Genomic DNA, 20,115 nt, shown 5'->3' with positions numbered 1-20,115 from the left:
TCCAGCCGATCGCTTCAGCGAATCGGCTGGCTACGCCATGCCATCATAATCCCCTTCTTCCTCGTCGTCGGCGAGATCGCGGCCGAAGGCACGCCACTGGGCGAGGGTCATGACTTCGGTGGATTCGGTACCCAGATCATGGGCGATGACCAGTTCCGACTTCTCCAGTTGGGCACGCAGTTCGCGCACCCAGCCGTGCATGCCCTCACCCGTATCGGTCGAGTCGTAGCCCTGGCGAGTCACGTAGGTTTCCAGCAACGCATCAAGCGTTTCTGTCGGAATCATGCGCCAGGGAACTTCAACAAAACGACTCATTGGCTATGCTCCTCACCCGCGTTCTCGACACTCGCAGCAGGCAGTGCTTCCCACTCGGCAAGTCGCTCAAGAAAGGTTTGCTCATCGATAACCGGCACACCCGCCTGCTCGGCCTTGGTCAGCTTGCTGCCAGCACCAGGGCCAGCTACCAGGCAACTGGTCTTCTTCGATACGCTGCCGGCAACCTTGGCGCCCAGCGCCTGCAGGCGCTCCTTGCCTTCGTCACGGGTCATGCTTTCCAGAGTTCCGGTCAACACCCAGCTCTGTCCTTCGAGAGGTGTCGCACCGCGCACGATTTCTGCCTCATCCCAATCCACACCGGCATCGATCAGTGCGCGTACGGTTTCCACATTGTGTGGTTGCTGGAAGAAGGTCTCTACATGCGCCGCAACGATCGGCCCCACATCCTCGACCGCCTCCAATGCCGCTCGGTCTGACTGCATCACCGCTTCCAGTGTACCGAAGTGAGCAGCCAGGTTAGCAGCAGTAGCCTCCCCAACTTCACGTATTCCCAAGGCAAAGATGAAACGCGCCAGGCTGGTATGTCGGGATTTCTCCAGTGAAGCGACCAGGTTATTGGCCGACTTCTCGGCCATGCGTGGCAGTTCGGCCAGATCCTCGGCCTTGAGATGAAACAGGTCGGCGGGAGTCTTGACCCAGTCGCGCTCGACCAGCGCCTCGATCAATTTGACGCCCAGTCCGTCAATATCCATCGCCCGTCGACCGGCAAAGTGCTTGAGGGCCTCCTTGCGTTGCGCGGCGCACACAAGCCCACCGGAGCAACGTGCTACAGCCTCACCTTCGACACGCTCGATGTCCGAGCCACATACCGGACACTCGCTCGGAAACTCGATCTCACGAGCATCCTCGGGCCTTTGATCCTCAATGACTCGCACCACCTGAGGGATAACATCACCAGCACGACGAATGGCCACGGTATCGCCAATCTTCACCCCGAGGCGGGCGATTTCATCGGCGTTGTGCAGGGTGGCGTTGGATACCGTCACCCCCGCGACCGAAACTGGCTCGAGGCGTGCCACCGGAGTGATCGCCCCGGTGCGGCCGACCTGGAACTCGACGTCATTGAGACGAGTGACCTGCTCCTGAGCGGGAAACTTGAAGGCAATCGCCCAGCGTGGCGCGCGCGCCACAAAACCCAGCTCACGCTGCAGGCGCAGATCGTCGACCTTGATCACCGCGCCATCGATATCATAGCCGAGCCCATCGCGACGCTCGCCGAGGCGACGGCAGTAGTCGATGATGCCTTCGGCACCTGTGACCACTTCCAGTTCTGCACTGGAGCGGACTCCCCACGCCTTGAGCAGCTTCATCTGCTCACTGTGCGTTGGCAGCAAGGAGTCATCGATACGCGCCATATCAATGCGAGCCACCTGGTAGGCACTGAACTCCAGTGGACGAGTTGCCGTCACTCTTGGGTCCAGTTGACGCAAGCTACCAGCAGCAGCATTGCGCGGGTTGGCAAACACTTTCAACCCGTGCTCTCGAGCGTGTTCGTTCATGGCTTCAAAACGCTCATGATTCATGATCACTTCTCCTCGAACTTCGAGGAGTTCGGGGTAAGTGTCGCCACGCAATTTCAAGGGTATCGAACGTAGTGTGCGCAGATTGGAGATGATGCCTTCACCGGTGCGGCCGTCACCACGAGTCGCGCCACTGACCAGTAGCCCGTTCTCGTAGACCAGAGATACCGCGGCGCCGTCGAGTTTAGGTTCACAGCTGAAGACGACATTCTGCGGCTCAACTTCCAGCAACTTCGCCACACGTTCCACGAAAGCGCGCAGCTCATCCTCATTGAAAGCATTGTCCAGCGACAGCATCGGCAACGCATGCTCCACCGCTGGAAAACCATCAGCCGGCTGAGCGCCGACTCGCTGAGTGGGAGAGTCCTCGGTCAGCAACTCGGGATGCGCCTGTTCGATTTCCTGTAGCCGCCGCAAGCGATGGTCGTACTCGGCATCAGCGAGCAACGGATCATCAAGTACGTAATAACGGTGATTGGCGTCTTCAAGCTCGGCACGCAGCCGAGTTACTTCATCGCGAATTGCGGTGTCCTGGGTCATGGCAACCTTCAGCAGAAATCCGGAGCGTTGGCTGAGGCTATTCTAGCCTGAAACCGCCAACCTCTAAACGACAAGCCGCCCAAACGCCAAGCCGCCCAAACGCCAAGCCGCCCAAACGCCAAGCGGCCCCATGGCAATTCACCATGGGGCCGCTTGAATCTGCTGCGCTGGGTCAGCGTGCCATCAGCTCATCATCAGTTGACCTGATAACGGTGCAGACGATGGCGGCGCTCGAACTCCTGTACCCGCTGACGAGCGAACTCGACAGTCTGTGCTGTCATCACACTACGGTTCTCGTCCTTCAACTCGCCACCCATGTGTCTCACGATCACCATGGCTGTCTCGACCATGGCCTCGAAGGCAGCTGAGGTGTCAGTAGCACTCGGTAGCGGCATCAATAGAGTGACGCCCGGCGTAGTGAAGTCATCCATCGCCTCAATCGGGAAAGAGCCCGGCTTGAGGACATTGACCATCGAGAACTGCAGAGCACTATCCACTTCTTCGGTCTCGAAGCGGTGGAAGATTCCCATCTCCCGACTGTAGCGCAGACCACAAGCCATCATCAGCTCGAGCAGTTGCGATCCCGGGAAACCAGCAGGATCACGAGACATCACGCTGATAACGATGATCTCATCGGCATTGGCCAGGCTATCGCGAGCATGCTCGGCATTGACGTCGTGACGCAGCGCCTTCTCCAGCACCGGATGAACCCGGACCTTGCTGTTGTCTGCAAAGGTCGGGCCATCATCAACTTCCGCACTGATCTTCGGTTCTTCTTGCGCAGAGAGTGCAGGCTCGTACTCCGCAACATCGTCGAGGCCGTCATAATCGAAGCGCGGTGTGTCACGACGCGGAGCGAACAACGGATCGTAATCATCGTCGTAGGCAGCCGGTGCCTGTTGCTGACGTTCCAGCTCCAGACGGGCCTGCTGTTGCTGACGCTCCAGTTCCAGGCGGGCCTGCTCGGCCTCTGCCGCTTCCCGGGCAGCCTTCTGCTCAACCGCCTTCTGTTCGGCAATGCGTGCAGCTTCTGCGGCTTTCTCTGCCTTGAGCTTCTCGCGACGTTCACGCTCAACTCGTTTGTTCTCGCGACGCTCTGCCAACGATTTCTGCAGCGAGGCACCAAAACGCTGAACCGAGGAGCCAACCTGGCGAGAACGTGTCTTGAACGAGTCGCCCATGCCCTCGAAATCAACCAGACGATAACGATCATCATCGTATTCATCATGATCGTCAGGGTTTGCGGCCAATGGCTCCGCCGCCAGTTCGTTGCTTTCCTCGTCATCAGCAGAGCCGAGAATCGGTTCGCGCCGTTCCGTGGAAGCCCCCTTCGTGGAAGTCTTCTTCTCGCTGGAAGCAGCAGTGGTCTCGGAAGTCGGTGTCTCTTCAACATCAACATCGACCGACGTCGAAGGCGCGCTGGCCGCTTGCATCTCTACCTTTTCGGACCCGGCATCAGAAGGCTCATTACTCACCGGCTCATTACTCACCGGTTCAGCACCAGTAACCGTTTGAGCTGCGTCATCAGAAGACTCCGCCGACGGAGCGGAGTCACTGATTACAGCTTGAGGCGGCACAGCCTGTTCAGCTTCGGCCACCTTTTCGGGTTGCTCTGACCTTCCACCATCGCTCGGCCTGCTGCTGCTCGGCTGGACGGAGTCAGTGGCGGGCCTTGCGTCCGCTGCAGAAGAAGATGCAGCAGCAATTGCCGAAGACGATGCGCCAGCAGCGCTTGCCTCATGTTCTTCGGTCCGTTGTTGAGACACACGGAACTCATGCAGCACGCGCGATGGTCCCGGGTGCTCCTGACGTTCGAGCTTGGGTTTGGGTTGCACACTGGAGAAGTCGGCGGGTCTAACGACACGCGCCCCTCCATTGGGCAACTCCCAGTCCACCTCGGCCTTTCGGGCCTCGGCGTCTGGATCGGGTCCATCCACGCTCGCAGTCTGCAAGCCATCCCCCGCTACTTCGTCCAGGCGGGGAGTGCGTCGTTGGCGCTGCAGTCGACGTACACCATCAATAACGATGAGTGTCACCAATGCCAGCCCCAGTATGATCAGCCACTCTCTAAGTTCCATGGGTCGTCATGCCTTTGCTAAGGCGCCATGCCTGTAGGTTGTCCGTCAACAGCATAGCGTGATCGCGAAAAAAAAGGCCACTTTTTTTGTTTGTCAAGCGCCGTTTTTTTCTCCGGTCTTCTCGACAACGCCTTTCACATTCGCCCTTCTGAATCCCTCTGCCTATCTTGCCAAACAGTATTATGGTGTTATTTGGTAAACCTTTTGCAACTAGCTTTCAAGTTTATTATGCCTCAGCCAAGGCTGCGGCTTCATCTACATCGACCGATACCAGGCGAGAACAACCCGGCTCCTGCATAGTGACGCCCATCAAACGCTCTGCTGCTTCCATCGCAATCTTGTTATGCGTGATGTAGATAAACTGAACACTCTCGGACATTTCCTTCACCAGTTTGGCATATCGCCCAACATTGGCATCGTCCAATGGCGCATCAACTTCATCAAGCATACAGAACGGAGCTGGATTTAGTTGAAAGATAGCAAATACCATAGACAACGCAGTAAGTGCTTTTTCTCCCCCGGACAGCAAATGAATAGTACTGTTCTTCTTACCGGGTGGGCGTGCCATGATGGCAACTCCCGTTTCAAGCAAATCATCGCCCGTCAGCGTCAACCATGCGGCTCCGCCGCCGAAGACCCGCGGGAAAAGCGATTGCAGGCCGGCATTGACCTTCTCGAAGGTGTCACGGAAGCGAGTCCTCGTCTCCTGATCAATACGCCGAATAGCCTTGTCCAGGGTTTCCAGTGCTTCGTTCAATTCTGCCTGCTGAGCCTCAAGATAGTTACGCCGCTCAGCCTGTTGCTCATACTCCTCGATGGCCGCCAGATTGATCGCCCCCAGGCGGCGAATCTTGTCACCCAGCTCTTCCTGGCGCGTCTGCCAGGCGGATTCGGTGGCGTTGGGATCGAGGTTTTCGGTCAACTGATCGATATCATGGCCCAGCTCCTTGAGCTGCTCGTCCTGGGTTTCAGCCTTCAGCGCCAACGCCTGAACTTGCATGCGCGCTTCCTGCAACCGCTCACGTACCCCATCAAGGGCCCGCTCATGCTGCTGACGTGCCTGCTCATCGTCGCGTAGACGCTCCACCAGTGCCGAAGCTCGTCCACGCGCTTCGTTCAGCTCACGTTCCTCACGCTCACGGCGATAGAGCAATTCGTCGAGACGCTCACGACGTTCCTCATCCGGCTCATGCAGGCCCTCTCGAGCTTCCTCGAGTTCAGCAACGCGTTCCTCGAGTCGAGTACGAGTATCTCCGGCTCGTCCCTGTTGCTCGGCCAGCCCTGCGCGCTCGGTTGTCATCCGTTGGTAGTCCAGCGTCAATTGCTGGGAACGCTCACTCAAGGGTCTCTGTCGGGTACGCAGCGAGACCAGCTGCTCGCGTGCCTCGCTACGACGACGCTCAAGCCGCTCGCGCACTTCCGCGCCTTCTTCCAGGCGCGCCATGGCGCTCTGCCACTGCTCTCTGATTTCCTCGATCGCGAGCCGTGTTTCCTCATCGGATTCGGCAAGGCTTTCGAGTTCTTCATGAATCTCCGAACCTCGGCTCGACAGATGTTCGAGACGACTGGCGAGCCCGCTGTCCTGTACCGCCAATTGCTGACGAGCCTGATCCAGGTCCCGCTCATCCAGTCGCAGCTGCTCCAGAGCTTGCTCAGCATCGGCGACACGCTGCTGCGCCGCCTCATATTCAGCATCCAGGCGGACCAATTCGGCCTCGACGTCTCCCAGGGTTGCATTAGCCTCTGCCAGACGCCGACGACTGACCAGCAAGGCATCGGGACCATCGCCTTCGCCACGCAAGCGCACCCAACCCGGCCCCAGCCACAAGCCATCGTTGGTGATCCAGCTCTGACCTGGCTGCAGTTGCTCCCGCGCCGCCCAGGCTGCTGCCCGTGATTCAGCACAACGGATGCCTGCAAGCCATAGGCTACCTGCGCCGGCTCCGCGGACTCTAGCGGCCAGGCTACCAGAGGGTGCCGAGATCTCGGTGGCATCAAGAAGTGCGATCTCTCCAGCACCGTGCATCGTACTCAAGGCGTCACCACTGGTATCGATCGCGGCCAGTCGCGCCTTGAGCCATGGCGCCAGTACCCAGGAAACGGCCTCCTCCCAACCGACATCAACATCCAATTGCTCACCCAGCCGTGGAGCTTCAGCAAGCCCCAGGCTATCGAGTTGCTGATCAAGCCCCTCATCGTGATCCGCCAAAGCGGCGCTGATCAATGCTTCGAGCGAGGCGATCTCGCCCTGGAGCGCACTGCGCCGGGAGCGTCGTTCATCGCGTGCAGCATCGTGCTCGGTGAGCGCCTGACGACCATCGTCTCGCTGGCTCGCCAGGTTCTCCCGCTGCTCTTCGAGCATGGCCTGGCGCTCATCGCTCTCGGCCAGACGCTCCTTGATTTGATCACGCTGGGCACTGAGCGCGGCGATGTCCGGTAGTTCCTCGAGTTGCTGACGACGCTTGTTGCGGTCAGCGGTAATACGTTCGAGACGGCTTTCCAACTCACGCAGACGATCCTGGCTACGTTCTGCGGCATGACTGTCATTACGCCAGCGTTCATTGAACGCCTCCCACTCGGCATCGCGCTCTTCCACCGCTGGCTCAGCCTCTTCGAGTGCTGCTTCAAGCTCCGCCAACTGCTCGGACAGCTCTTCCTGCTCCGGCGCCAGGCTTTCGAGGCGCTCTTCGAGACTCTGCAGGCGCTGCTCATCGGTCTCTCCCAGGCGTGCCAGTTCCTCCAATTCGCGCTTGGCACCCTCGAGGTCACGTGCCAACTGCTGATCCCGCGAGCGAGTGTGTTCAAGCTCCTGCTCAAGACGTGCAATCGCTGTGGTGGTTTCGTAGAAGCTGGACTGTCGCACGTCGAGATCCTGAGCAATGCCGTCGTGTTCAGCCCGCGCTTCCTCAAGCCGAGTCTCGCACTGACGCATCCCCAACACTTCGCGCTCGACTGCCGTCTCCTGCTCGCGAACACGACCTTCCTGCTCGTTCTGACTGGCACGCAACGCACGACCACGAAGCAGGGCCAACTCGCCCTTCACCCGGTGCTCTTCCTGTTTCAGGGTCTGATAGCGTTTGGCTGCTTCCGCCTGGCGTCGAAGTCGTTCGAGCTGCTTGTCGAGCTCCTCACGAATATCCTCGAGTCGCTCGAGGTTCTCCTGAGTGCGACGCATGCGATTTTCGGTTTCGCGACGACGCTCCTTGTACTTCGAGATCCCGGCGGCTTCCTCGAGGGTAGCGCGCAGCTCCTCGGGGCGCGCCTCGATCAGCCGCGAGATCATGCCCTGGCCAATGATCGAGTAGGAGCGCGGCCCGAGGCCGGTACCCAGGAACAGGTCAGCAATATCCCGGCGGCGACATTTCTGGCCGTTGAAGAAGTAGCTCGACTGAGCATCGCGAGTGACCTGGCGTTTGACCGAGATTTCCGCGTACTGGGCGTAGACGCCGCCCAACGAGCCGTCACGATTGTCGAAGACCAATTCGATGGATGCCATGCCTACCGGCTTGCGCCCGGTGGAACCATTGAAGATGACATCGGTCATCGACTCGCCACGCAGCGTCTTGGCCGATGACTCGCCCATTACCCAACGTACCGCATCGATGATATTTGACTTGCCACAGCCATTGGGTCCGACGACCGCGGTCATATTGCCCTGAAAAGGCACCGTGACCGGATCAACAAACGACTTGAAACCCGCAAGACGAATCGACGTCAGACGCATGGATTATTCGACTACCTGATCGATGGTTAGCGCGACAGGATCCGGATCTGTCGTCGATACTGCAACCCCTGTGCGCTCGCCCATCAAATCACCGGGCTGGGATTGCGCCTGACCACTGGCCGAAACCCGCGCCACCAGGCGCACTTCGTTGCTGCCCTTGAGGCTGGCGGCCGGTGACATGGCGTTGGCTTCGCTCAGCATTACCGTGGCCGGAAGCTGGTTCAGACGTAACTGCTGAATCGCCAGCGGAGGCAGCTGACCTGCGCTATCTCTGGCAACCACGAACACAATAGCATCCGACGGCAAGCTGTCGCTCAGCTCAGGGGCCAATGACAACTCCACCGCAATCCGGTTGCCAGTGACAGTCGCTGCGGCATTGTTGCCAGCAATGTTGTTTACATCAGTGTTGTTTCCATCAAGGCGCTGCTGGGCAACATGGATCCCCTCTTGCATCGCACTGGCAATCGCGGCAGGAATATCGGCTGCCAGAGCCCGACGCCAGTAGTCGATCGCCTGCTGATACTGTTGTTTCTCGAAGGCATCAACTCCCAGAAGTCCCATCAAGGTTGGCTCATTGGCATCCATCGCCAATGTCTCGTCAACCAAGCCCTGAACCTCTGGTGTCAGTTGGCGCTGATTGGCGAAGTACAGAATCTGTGCCTTCTCCGCCAACCACCAGGATTTACGTCCTTCCAGGGTAATCAAACGCTGCAACGCATCCTCGGCCTTATCCAGCTGACCGCTGTCACGATAGAGCGGATAAAGCGTACGCCACACATCAGAATTCTCAGGTTGATGCTGTGCCTGCTGCTCGACAGCTGCCATCAGTTTCTGTGGCGTTCGCTGCGGATCCTCACGAACCGTCTTGATGGCCTGATGCAATGCCAGATCACCTTCTGCACCTTCCCAGCGATACCAGACAAGGCTAGCGATCACCATCAGCGCCACCAGCACCGGTACCATGATTCGCCCGGCCCGCGCCGACTTCAGTGGCGAGCGCTGCAGATACGCCGTGTCATCCAGAAGTGAACGCTGCAGTTCGTGAAGGTCTTCCTCGAAGCGCTGCTGGTCGATATCACCACGCTCGCGGGCTTCTTTCAGAGAGGCCTCTCGGCGTCGATATACGGACAGATTCTGCTCAGCAGCATCATCACGTTCCTCCAGATCGCGCTGCCGCTTCTCGACCTTCGCCGCACGGCGTAAAGGGATCATCAACAACCAGGCAGCCACCAACAACAGCAGCGCAAAGGCCAGCCACATCAATATCATTCACCAACCTCACGCTTCATCAATGCCGCCAGACGTTGCTGCTCTTCCTGCGACAAGGCCTGCAGGCGGGACTTGCGCCGCGAGCGAATCAACAGCACAAGAGTGACGACGCCAACCAGTACCAGCGCGCCCGGCAGGCCCCACAACAACAGGGTTCGCCCTTCGAGACGCGGGTTGTAGAGTACATAGTCACCGAAACGCTCGACCATGTAGTCGATAATTTCCTTATCGGAGCGGCCATCCTTCAACTGCAGATAGACCCGCTCGCGCATGTCAGCGGCAATCGGCGAGTTGGAATCACCAATCGCCTGATTCTCGCACTTGGGGCAGCGCAGCGTTGCGGTCAGGTCCTGATAACGCTGCTCGGTAACCGGGTTGTCGAACGACCGCACTTCAATGGCCTCGGCGAGCAACGAACCGCTGCCCAGCAACGCCAACATCACCAACGCGCCCAGCATGAGACTACGCATCAACGCCATTTTTCCACCTCCGGCATGATCACCTTATCGACATCCTCGGCGGTGATATAGCCGGTATGGTGATAGCGAATCACACCTTCGGCATCGACGAGAAAGGTCTCCGGGGCCCCGTATACTCCGAGGTCAAAGCCAAGCGTTCCCTCGGGGTCGAAGATATTGACCTCGAAGGGGTTACCGAATTGACGCAGAAAGGCGCTGCCCTTGTCCCTTTGCTGAGCGGTGTCAGTGCCTTGTTCCTTGTAGTCGACTCCGACCAGTCGTACACCACGCTCGGCCAATGCCAGCAATTGCGGCATTTCCTGACGGCAGGTAGGACACCAGGAACCCCAGACGTTGACCAGCGTAACTTCGCCCTGGAGCAAGCTGACATCCACCTGACGCTGCGGGTCCGCCAGGGTGCTCAACGAGAAATCCGGGAACTCGCGTGCCATCAATGCCGACTCACGCTCGAAGGGATTGATCGATAATCCGCGATACAGAAACACCGCCAGTACCAGGAACGCCAGCAACGGCAACAACAGCAACAGACGACGCGTCATGCCCCGACCTCCCGGGCAGTTGACTCAATTGAATCATCACGCACCTGCGGCTCTCTGATCGCGAGCCGGCGTCGGTAGCGTCGATCGACAACGGCGACCAGGCCACCGATAGCCATCAGCAGCGCCCCCAGCCACAGCCAGCGAACGAAGGGTTTGATCTGGAAACGCATGGCCCAGCTATCGCCTTCGAGCTCCTCGCCCATGGCAATATACAGATCACGGAACAGCCCCGGACGCAGCGCCACCTGTGTCATCGGCATGCCGCGGGCAATATAGAGGCGCTTCTCCGGCGTCATGATGAAACGTCGAACACTGTCACCACGCTGCACCTCAATGGTGGCAGCATCCGAGATGTAATTGGGGCCACGACGCTCATCGAGGCGGGTCATGGTGAAGGTGAACCCCTCCATTTCAATGCTGTCACCAACGCCCATGCGCACGCTGCGCTCAACAGCATAATTGGACACCAGGGTCACACCGATGATGGTCACTGCCAGGCCCAGGTGTCCCAGCACCATGCCCCAGTAGGCGGGTGTCAGGCGTTTCAAGGCGGTCAATCCGGCACTACTGCCCGACGTCTTGTGCCACAGGTCACGTACTAGCGACAGTACCAGCCACAACGCACAGACCATGCCGATGGCCACTTTCAGATTCCACTCACCGTGATAGAGCAGCGGTATCGCCGCGCCGATCACCAACGCCAGCACACCTGCCAGCGCCAGGCGCCGAACCAGTTCACGTCCTGTCATGCGTTTCCAACGCGCACTCGGACCAAGCCCCATGAATGCACACAGGATCACCGTCAGCGGCACGAATACGGCATTGAAGTATGGTGGCCCCACGCTGATCTTGCCGAGACTCAGGGCATCCAGCAGCAGTGGATACACCGTGCCCAGCAATACCGTGACCGTCATCACCACCAACAGGATGTTGTTGACCAGCAGCAGGGCATCGCGGGACAACCAGTTGAAGGCACCCGGTTGGCTAACCCGCGGAGCACGCAGGGCAAACAGCAGTAGCGACAGACCAACGGTGATGCCCAACAGCACCAGGATGAACAGGCCGCGCGAGGGGTCGTTGGCAAAGGCGTGTACCGAAGTCAGTACCCCGGAGCGCACCAGGAAAGTCCCCATCAATGACAGCGAGAACGTTATGATCGCCAGTAGCACCGTCCAACTCTTGAAGGTACCGCGTTTCTCGGTTACCGCCAGCGAGTGAATCAGCGCCGTACCCGCCAACCAGGGCAGCAGCGAGGCATTCTCTACCGGGTCCCAGAACCACCAGCCACCCCAGCCCAGTTCGTAATACGCCCACCAGCTTCCCAGCGCGATACCAACGGTGAGAAACGCCCAGGCAATATTGGTCCAGGGTCGTGCCCAGCGGGTCCAGGCTGAGTCGAGGCGCCCGCCAAGCAGAGCCGCGATGGCGAAGGCAAAGACCACACTGAAACCGACATAGCCCATGTACAGCATGGGCGGATGGATGATCAGCCCGATATCCTGCAGCAACGGATTGAGGTCCGCGCCATCGGGTGGGACATTGGGTAGCGTGCGCGCAAAGGGATTGGAAGTGAACAGCACGAAAGCCAGAAAACCGGTACTGACCAGGCCCATGACACCCAGTACACGTGCCACCATGTCAGGCGGCAGTGCCCGCGAGAAACAGCCAACGGCAAAGCTCCAGCCCCCGAGTATCAAGCTCCACAGCAGCACCGATCCTTCGTGGTTGCCCCACACCGCACTGAACTTGTAGTACCAGGGCAGCATCGAGTTGGAGTTGTCGGCCACGTTGATGACACTGAAATCATCCAGCATATAGCTCGCCGTGAGACAGCCGTAGGCGATCAACAGAAACGCCAGCTGCCCTGCCGCCATCGGGCGTGCGTAGGCCATCCACAGCGGGCGGCGTGTCGCGGCACCGGCAAGCGGCAGAATGGCCTGGAACAGCGCCATCAGCAGCGCAATGATCAGCGCAAAATGGCCGATTTCAGGAATCATCTCGATCACCATACTGGAGTCCTTGCCCTGAGCATTCAGCGCGCTTCCGATGCCTCAGGCGCCTGTCGATAGTCCGCTGGGGAGTAGCCTGCCTTCTCGAGCGCTTCAGCTACCTCTGGCGGCATGTAATTCTCGTCGTGTTTGGCAAGCACCTCATCGGCTGCGATCCAGCCGCCTTCCGTCAACTTGCCAACCACTACCACACCCTGCCCCTCGCGGAACAGATCCGGCAAGATTCCGCTGTAGCGTACCTCGACCTGATCGACGAAATCCGTCACCACAAAACTGACATCGAGACTGTCACTATGACGCTCGACACTATCTTCCTTGACCATGCCTCCGGCACGTAACTGACGATTCAAGGGTGCCTCCCCGGCGGCAATCTGCACCGGACTGAAAAACAGATTGATGTTGCTGCGCAGTGCATAAAGCGTCAGCCCCACACCGATGGCACACAACACCACCAGACCGAGGACGATCAGCATACGATTACGGCGTTTAGCCCTCATGATCAGCCTCCCCTGAGCTGGCGTTCAGCTCTCGCCGGCTACGCCGACGCAAGGTACGCTGCACAGCACGGCTTTCACCACGAACCAGCAGGATGCAGAGTGTCAAAAGCCCAAGACTGATTCCCCAGGCGGTCCATACATAGACACCATGTCGGCCCATGGCGAGCAGTTCGGCAAAAGAATCGAACGCCATCAACGCGTCTCCCTGAACATATCCAGCACCCAGCGTTTGTTGCCCTCGCGGCGCAGTATCTCGCTACGCACCCGAGTCAGGGTGAAGGCGGCAAAGAAGGCATAGAAGCCGAGCACCATGACCAACAGCGGCAACCACATCTCGACCGGCATCGCCGGACGCTCGGTAATCGTAAAGGTGGCGGGCTGATGCAATGTGTTCCACCAGTCAACGGAGTATTTGATGATCGGAATATTGACCACCCCTACCATGGTCAGTATTGCCGCCGCCCTTGCCGCCGCTTCAGGCCGATGGAACGCCCCACGCAGCACCATCACACCAATATACAGAAACAGCAGAATCAGCATCGACGTCAGACGCGCATCCCACTGCCACCAGGTCCCCCAGGTTGGCTTGCCCCATACCGACCCTGACAACAGCGCCATGAAGGTCATTACCGCACCCAATGGCGCCATCATGGCAGCAGCCATATCGGCAACCTTGATTTTCCACACCATGTAGACGAATCCACAGACCGCCATGGCCATGTAGATCGACTGACCCAGGAAGGCCGCCGGCACATGGATATAGATAATGCGGAAACTGTTGCCTTGCTGGTAATCCGCCGGCGCAAACGCCAGTCCCCAGACGCTACCGACAAGGATCAGCAGCAGTGCCAGTGTCCAGCACCAGGGCTCCAGACGTGCCGCGATAGCATAGAACCAGCGCGGCGATCCGAGTTTATGGAAAAAGGCCCACATCGGGAAAATTCCTTGAATCAACCATGAAGACTGACGCGCAGAGATGCTGCAATCGCCAATGGCGCCAGCATCAATGCCCCGCATAAAAAGGCGCCGAGAATTGCCAGGTGCGCCAGCCAGGGGCCACCCTCAATGACCGCAACGATGGCACCGCTGGCAAAGATCAGTATTGGCATGAACAGTGGCAACACAATCAACGCCAGCAGCATTCCTCCACGCGCCAACCCAACCGTCAGCGCAGCACCGATGGCACCGATCAGGCTGATGCAGGCACTACCCAACACCACGGACGCTGACAGCACCAGATAACTCCCCTCGGGCAGCGCCAGCGTCAACCCCAGCAAGGGTGCCAGCAGCGCCAGCGGCACCCCGGTGACCAACCAATGCACGGCAACCTTGGCCAGCATCAGCACCGCTAGCGGATGCGGCGTGAGCATCAACTGCTCCAGGGTACCGTCGTCGTGGTCAGCACGAAAGAGCCCATCCAGCGACAATAGCGCCGCAAGCAACGCGGCCACCCACAGAATACCCGGAGCAATCAGCGCCAGTTGATCGGCATCAGGAGAAATCCCCAGAGGAAACAGCGTGATGACCATGGCGAAGAACATCAGCGGTGTCAGCGCATCCCCCGGCCGACGCGCCACCGCCAGAAGGTCACGCTTGAACGTCGCCGCCAGTGCACGCCCCAGCCCTGTGCCGGCGGTGCGCAACACCAATGGTTTCGCACTGGCCGCCTGATCAGCCGATGAAAACTCGCGCTTCATGCTGCCGCCACCTCGCTGCCGAGGCGCAGCCTACGCAGGCCTTGTATTCGATCCAGCGCGTGGTGAGTAGTTACCAACACTGCTCCGCCACGACTGGCGTGCTGTGCCAACAACTGCTCCAGCGCTGATACACCTTCCGCATCAATGGCGGTGAACGGTTCATCGAGAATCCACAGCAATCCCCGAGCCAGATAAAGGCGCGCCAACGCTACTCGCCGTTGCTGTCCTGCCGATAACTGGAAGGCAGGCACATCCTCGAAGCTGGCGAGCCCGACACTTTCAAGGGCTTCCTCACAATCGGACAGCGAGACGCCGTCGCCATTGATGGCCTGATACCAACGCAGGTTCTCCAACGCACTGAGATGCGCCTTGATCCCGGCGCCATGACCGAGGTACACGAGATTGGCCAACAGGTCGGCACGCGCGCGACGTAAGGGTCGCCCCTGCCACAGCACCTCACCTTCAACATCAGTAATCTGCCCACAGAGCACCTTGAGCAAAGTGGTCTTGCCACTTCCGTTGGGGCCTTCGACGCGTAGTACATCCCCAGGCTTCAGGGTCAGGTCGAGGCCACGAAACAACCAGCGGCCATCGCGCTCGCATGCCAGTTGCCGAGCTTCAAGACTCAGACTCAAGACGCACCCCAGGATCAACAGATTCGCACAGACTTTACACGTATTGCCGCAGTCGAACCAGCAACCACAGGCGGCAAGCCGTCGCAGGTTCGTGTCATGACCACCTACGGCAGATTCTTGATACTTGCGTGTTTTGCTGGCGCTGCTATCCTTCATCAAAACACTGTATGTATCGACAGGTATTTTACGCAAGGGAGGTGCTGCCACGACGACTCGCAAGATCCACCTGCGCGTCGAATGCAGGCAGTGCCCACCAAGGGGAGACCACGTGCCATGACCACCGTCACACTGCAGTTCTTTCAACGCCTACCCAACCTACCCATCGCCGAGAGTTGGGCTGCCATTGACCACGACCCCGACAGCAGCGTCGAGATTCCGCTGGCGGGTAGTGTTTCGGCGGGTATGCCGATCGAGGTATGCAGCAGCGATGCCACTATTCATGTCCCATCACGCATGATCCGCCGCAATACCTACGCCCTCCAGGTGCGTGGCAACTCAATGATCGATTGCAATATCTTCGATGGCGATGTGATCATTATTGAACGTCAGGAAAGCGCCGAGAACGGCGAAACAGCAGTGGTCATGATCAACGACCAGGAGGTCACCCTGAAGAAGCTGTATATCGAGAAGAATGGTGTGCGTCTGCAACCGGCCAACACCAGCATGCCAGCCATCTATCTGCGCAATAGCGATATTCGAGTATTGGGCCTGGTCATGGGTGTCGCCCGGCGAGCAGAGATGGCAGCCTGATGCGCTATCCGGTTCCCGACCTCACTCCCGACAACTGGTTTGAAGTCGAGATCGAGATCGAACGCAGTCGTTTCATCACCTGGCTGGCCCATGCGCCGGACAATGGGGCATTCGACCGCCTGCTGGCAGCCGCACGCAACGCCCACCCCAATGCCAGCCACCACTGCAGTGCCTTTATCGCCGGGCCTCCGGGGGAGCAGGTCCATATCGGCTTTTCCGACGACGGTGAGCCCGGCGGCACCGCAGGCCGCCCGATGTACCAGGCCCTCACCGGTGATGGCATCGGCCAGGTAGCCGCGGTAGTCACTCGCTACTTCGGTGGTATCAAGCTGGGCACCGGTGGCCTGGCTCGCGCCTACACCCAAGCGGTAATGGCTGCTCTGGCCGAGGTGCCCAGACGAGAAGTCACCGAGCGGCGTGAGGTGCGTGTGCGCATCGAGTTTGCAGGGGAAGCCGACACCAGAGATTGGTGTGCGCAACACGACATCACCATCGTCGATGTTCTCTATGCTGCCGACGGAGTGACTCTGGCATTGGGTTGGCCCAGTGATACCCAGGTAGATGTCAGCGCTCTGCATTCGCGCCTCAAGGGCAAGTTGCAATTGGAAGATGACTCCCAACTGACACCATGACACGCTCGAGTGTTGTTGTTAGCCAGGCGCGATGCCGGTCATTACCAGGCATGCTGGTAACTACCCGGCTTATACCCCTGCGGTCGCCCTGGTGGCAGCGACTCCATCAACGTCCATGTCGACAGCCTTTTCCGCAGCAGTTGCTGAGTTGCCGGCAGGTGCCATTTCCCCGATGTAGCGGGCGCGTTTTTCCGGCTTCAGCTGCGTGACATCCACCGCCACCAGCCCATCGATACAGTAGCTGAACCCGGTATCGACGCCGAAAGCATGGAAGCTGACGCCTCCGGGCTGAGCCACCTCCACATACTGCTTGTAGAGCGCAGGCACACCAGCCCCCATCGCCTGCAGCGCATGCCGGAGGCGCTGAAAATCTTCCTTGATGTCATTACCGGAGAACAGCCGTTCGGCCTCATGACGCCCGGCCGACGACAACTGCACCGGCGCCCGCGGTCGAATCAGACTGGTGTCATTGGCGTGATAGTGACGGTAATAGCTGAGCAGCAATTCCTTGGCCAACGGTGGCATATGATTGGGAATGGTCACCGGGCCAAACAGCCAGCGAACTTCTGGATGCTTGCGTAGATAGGCGCCCAGACCCAGCCACAGATAATCCAGGCTGCGACGCCCCCAATAACGTGGCTGGACAAAGCTGCGACCGAGCTCCAGGCCATTGCACCATTCCTGCAAGGGCGCATTATCGAGGTGAAAGATGGTCGAGCTGTACAGACCCTCGACGCCACGCGCCTCCAGAATCTTGCCTACCTCGCCAAGACGGTAAGCACCGGCAATCTCGAGATCCTTGTCATCCCAGAGCACCAGGTGCCGATAGAGAACATCGTACTCATCGATATCACGCTTCTTGCCGGTGCCCTCACCAACTCGGCGGAAGGTAATCTCACGCAAGCGCCCGATTTCATGCATTACTGCCGAATCGGGGCGGTAGTCAAACAGCAGGATCTGCTTGCCATCCGGCGTTTCTCCGAGGCGCTCGGCACACGACAGTTCCTCTCTCAGACGCTGGCGACTTTCCGGGTGAGCAATCCCCGACTCACTGACAAAGACACCACTACGCCCTTTACCCAGACGATAGACGTGTTTACGCAATAGCTTGAGCTTGGCAGCAGTTGCCAGATCATCACGATCGAAGCGCTGCAACGGAATCTCGCCGCCAACGCGCATCGCAACCTGTCGCCCGCGCTGACGAAACATCTCATGCGGCAACAACAGCGTGCCCAGTGGCGAATAGAGAGACGTCAGCGAATAGAACAGTGAGGAGTTACGTCCTCCGACATGTACCGGCACAATCGGCGCATTGGTACGGCGTGCAGCATGCAGAAAGCCAGACATCCAGTCGCCATCCTTGATGCCGGAAGGACCAGCGCGAGAAACCTCCCCAGCGGGAAACACGATTACTGCCTGCTCATCATCCAGCGCATCGACAATCCCCTGCAGACTCTTGCGAAACCCCTTGCGCGACAGGTTATCCACCGGCAGCAGCAAAGGCGCCAGCGGGCGGATCTGCATCAACAGGTCATTGGCAATGATCTTAACGTCAGGTCTCAGGTCGGCCACCATGCGCACCAACGCCAGGCCGTCGAGGGCTCCCAGTGGATGGTTGGCGACGATAACTACTCGTCCAGTCACCGGGATATTGTCACGCTCGCGTGAGGAAAGGGTATAGCCGAAGTCCAGCCGCTCCAGCACTCGGTCGATAAACTCCATGCCACCGGCATTCTGATGCTGGATCAGAAAGTCATTGATCTCCTGCTCATGCACCAGCCGCTTGAGCCCGGCCACGAGCAAGCGCCGACACCAACTCGGCCAACGCTGAACCGCTGGAGCCTTGTCACGCAATGCGCCATCGATGTCGATCATCTGCCTTCCCCTTGCCGCGGTAGCAATGGGGCCAGACTAAGCTGAGAAAATGACAGTTGGATGGCTATTGCGTGGTAGTTCGGAGACTCTCCGCAGCTAGCGGACAAACCAGCGGATACGAGTGGTCCAGAGCCGCTCTGTGAGTCACCAATACAATAGCGCCCTCCCCGTTACCGAGGAAGGCGCCATTTCCTTGAGTGGCAGAGCAACCTCAACCGAGGTACTTGATCATCACCCCGGCGGCTACCGCCGACCCGATGACACCAGCCACATTCGGCCCCATGGCATGCATCAGCAGGAAGTTATGCGGATTGGACTCCAGACCTATCTTGTTGGAAACCCGAGCCGCCATCGGCACCGCCGACACGCCTGCGGAACCGATCAAAGGGTTGATCGGGTTCTTGCTGACCATATTCAGCACCTTGGCCATCAACACGCCACAGGCGGTACCGATCGCGAAGGCCACCATGCCCAGACCGAGAATCCCGAGGGTCTCAACCGCCAGGAAGCGATCCGCCATCAACTTCGAGCCCACCGAAAGGCCGAGGAAGATGGTGACGATATTGATCAGCGCATTCTGAGCCGTATCCGATAGACGCTCGACCACGCCACATTCGCGCATCAGGTTACCGAAGCAGAACATCCCCAGCAGCGGTGCGGCGTCTGGGAGAAACAGCACAACCAGAATCAGCAGCGCCAACGGGAAGACAATCTTCTCCAGGCGAGAGACCGGACGCAGCTGCGTCATGGCGATCTCGCGCTCCTTCGCCGTGGTCAGGGCACGCATGATCGGTGGCTGAATCAGCGGCACCAGCGCCATGTAGGAGTAGGACGCGACTGCAATCGCGCCCAGCAACTCCGGCGCAAGGATGCTGGCCACATAGATCGAGGTCGGACCATCGGCGCCGCCGATGATGCCAATGGCTGCTGCCTGATTGAGGGTAAAGTCCATCACCCCGGCCGCCGACAGCACCACCGCACCCAGCAGTGTGGCAAAGATGCCGAACTGAGCCGCCGCACCAAGGAACAGTGTCCTGGGGTTGGCCAGCAATGGGCCGAAATCGGTCATCGCGCCAACCCCCATGAAGATCACCAACGGCGCAATACCGGAAGCAATGGCCACACTGTAGAACTGATACAGCATGCCATGTGCAAAACCAGCATCCATGGCGACATCATTGGCCGCACGCAGCAGCGCCGGCGAGATATCCCCATGCAGCAACTCTTCCAGGCCGTGTCTCCAGCTCGCGATATCAGCGCCCGCAGGCAGGCTGGTTCCCAGCGCCTGAGCCATCTGCGTCAACAGCTCGGGACGACCCAGATGCGCGGCCTGCTCAGCTGCCGACAGCGCCAGCCCAGCCTCGGGGATGTTGGCCAGAATGCCGCCGAAGCCGATCGGAACCAACAACAGTGGCTCGAATTTCTTCGCCATCGCCAGCCACAACAGCATCAGCCCGACCACGATCATCACCGCCTGACCAAGGCTCAGGTTGTATAGCCCAGAGCCATACCAGAGCGTCAGAATCTTCTCCATG

Annotated in this window: 17 protein-coding genes; 2 read left to right on the top strand and 15 right to left on the bottom strand. The window is 59.2% G+C overall.

Features of this window, described 5'->3' with window-relative positions; all coding sequences use genetic code 11:
• Positions 1 to 30: 30 nt before the first annotated feature.
• From AR456_RS03360 to ccmA, 13 genes are all read right to left on the bottom strand, one after another.
• Entirely contained in the window at positions 31 to 315 is a 285-nt protein-coding gene (locus AR456_RS03360) for a YheU family protein (protein ID WP_021819936.1), read from the bottom strand.
• Entirely contained in the window at positions 312 to 2,396 is a 2,085-nt protein-coding gene (ligA, locus tag AR456_RS03355) for an NAD-dependent DNA ligase LigA (protein WP_021819935.1), read from the bottom strand. The genes AR456_RS03360 and ligA overlap by 4 nt, the downstream gene beginning before the upstream one ends.
• A 194-nt stretch (positions 2,397 to 2,590) precedes the next feature.
• Entirely contained in the window at positions 2,591 to 4,474 is a 1,884-nt protein-coding gene (gene zipA / locus AR456_RS03350) for a cell division protein ZipA (RefSeq protein ID WP_021819934.1), read from the bottom strand.
• A 226-nt stretch (positions 4,475 to 4,700) separates the two neighbouring features.
• Positions 4,701 to 8,198, bottom strand: a complete 3,498-nt coding sequence (gene smc / locus AR456_RS03345) for a chromosome segregation protein SMC (protein WP_021819933.1) — start codon at positions 8,196 to 8,198, stop codon at positions 4,701 to 4,703.
• A gap of 3 nt (positions 8,199 to 8,201) precedes the next feature.
• Entirely contained in the window at positions 8,202 to 9,467 is a 1,266-nt protein-coding gene (gene ccmI / locus AR456_RS03340; RefSeq protein ID WP_021819932.1) for a c-type cytochrome biogenesis protein CcmI, read from the bottom strand.
• Entirely contained in the window at positions 9,464 to 9,946 is a 483-nt protein-coding gene (locus tag AR456_RS03335; protein ID WP_021819931.1) for a cytochrome c-type biogenesis protein, read from the bottom strand. The genes ccmI and AR456_RS03335 overlap by 4 nt, the downstream gene beginning before the upstream one ends.
• A complete protein-coding gene (locus tag AR456_RS03330; RefSeq protein ID WP_021819930.1) occupies positions 9,937 to 10,485 on the bottom strand; it encodes a DsbE family thiol:disulfide interchange protein in 549 nt (182 codons plus the stop codon). Before AR456_RS03330 ends, AR456_RS03335 begins: the two co-directional genes overlap by 10 nt.
• The gene (locus tag AR456_RS03325; protein ID WP_021819929.1) at positions 10,482 to 12,494 is read right to left on the bottom strand and encodes a heme lyase CcmF/NrfE family subunit; all 2,013 of its coding nucleotides are present in this window, start codon (positions 12,492 to 12,494) and stop codon (positions 10,482 to 10,484) included. The genes AR456_RS03330 and AR456_RS03325 overlap by 4 nt, the downstream gene beginning before the upstream one ends.
• 23 nt (positions 12,495 to 12,517) lie before the next feature.
• The gene (gene ccmE / locus AR456_RS03320) at positions 12,518 to 12,991 is read right to left on the bottom strand and encodes a cytochrome c maturation protein CcmE (protein WP_031208375.1); all 474 of its coding nucleotides are present in this window, start codon (positions 12,989 to 12,991) and stop codon (positions 12,518 to 12,520) included.
• Positions 12,981 to 13,184 carry a heme exporter protein CcmD gene (gene ccmD / locus AR456_RS03315; RefSeq protein WP_021819927.1) on the bottom strand — a complete coding sequence of 68 codons (204 nt, stop codon included), beginning with the start codon at positions 13,182 to 13,184 and terminating at the stop codon, positions 12,981 to 12,983. Before ccmD ends, ccmE begins: the two co-directional genes overlap by 11 nt.
• On the bottom strand, positions 13,184 to 13,924 hold the full coding sequence (locus AR456_RS03310; RefSeq protein ID WP_021819926.1) for a heme ABC transporter permease: 741 nt from the start codon (positions 13,922 to 13,924) through the stop codon (positions 13,184 to 13,186). Before AR456_RS03310 ends, ccmD begins: the two co-directional genes overlap by 1 nt.
• Positions 13,925 to 13,941: 17 nt before the next feature.
• Positions 13,942 to 14,688: a heme exporter protein CcmB gene (gene ccmB, locus AR456_RS03305; protein WP_021819925.1), complete on the bottom strand. Its 747-nt coding sequence runs from the start codon at positions 14,686 to 14,688 to the stop codon at positions 13,942 to 13,944.
• Complete coding sequence (gene ccmA, locus AR456_RS03300) at positions 14,685 to 15,323, bottom strand: cytochrome c biogenesis heme-transporting ATPase CcmA (RefSeq protein WP_031208372.1); 639 nt, start codon at positions 15,321 to 15,323, stop codon at positions 14,685 to 14,687. Before ccmA ends, ccmB begins: the two co-directional genes overlap by 4 nt.
• A gap of 273 nt (positions 15,324 to 15,596) precedes the next feature.
• Between ccmA and AR456_RS03295 the strand changes: the two genes are divergently transcribed.
• Positions 15,597 to 16,073: a LexA family protein gene (locus tag AR456_RS03295; RefSeq protein WP_021819923.1), complete on the top strand. Its 477-nt coding sequence runs from the start codon at positions 15,597 to 15,599 to the stop codon at positions 16,071 to 16,073.
• Entirely contained in the window at positions 16,073 to 16,705 is a 633-nt protein-coding gene (locus AR456_RS03290; protein WP_021819922.1) for an IMPACT family protein, read from the top strand. The genes AR456_RS03295 and AR456_RS03290 overlap by 1 nt, the downstream gene beginning before the upstream one ends.
• Positions 16,706 to 16,774: 69 nt before the next feature.
• On the opposite strand, the gene olsF is transcribed toward AR456_RS03290, so the two are convergent.
• On the bottom strand, positions 16,775 to 18,580 hold the full coding sequence (gene olsF / locus AR456_RS03285; RefSeq protein ID WP_021819921.1) for a bifunctional ornithine lipid synthase OlsF: 1,806 nt from the start codon (positions 18,578 to 18,580) through the stop codon (positions 16,775 to 16,777).
• A 211-nt stretch (positions 18,581 to 18,791) separates the two neighbouring features.
• Entirely contained in the window at positions 18,792 to 20,114 is a 1,323-nt protein-coding gene (locus AR456_RS03280) for a sodium ion-translocating decarboxylase subunit beta (protein WP_021819920.1), read from the bottom strand.
• Position 20,115 lies beyond the last annotated feature (1 nt).

Origin of the sequence: Halomonas huangheensis (assembly GCF_001431725.1) — a bacterium.
Lineage (GTDB): Bacteria > Pseudomonadota > Gammaproteobacteria > Pseudomonadales > Halomonadaceae > Halomonas > Halomonas huangheensis.
Note: the sequence above shows the minus strand (reverse complement) of the source record. Positions and strands in the feature narration are given on the sequence as shown.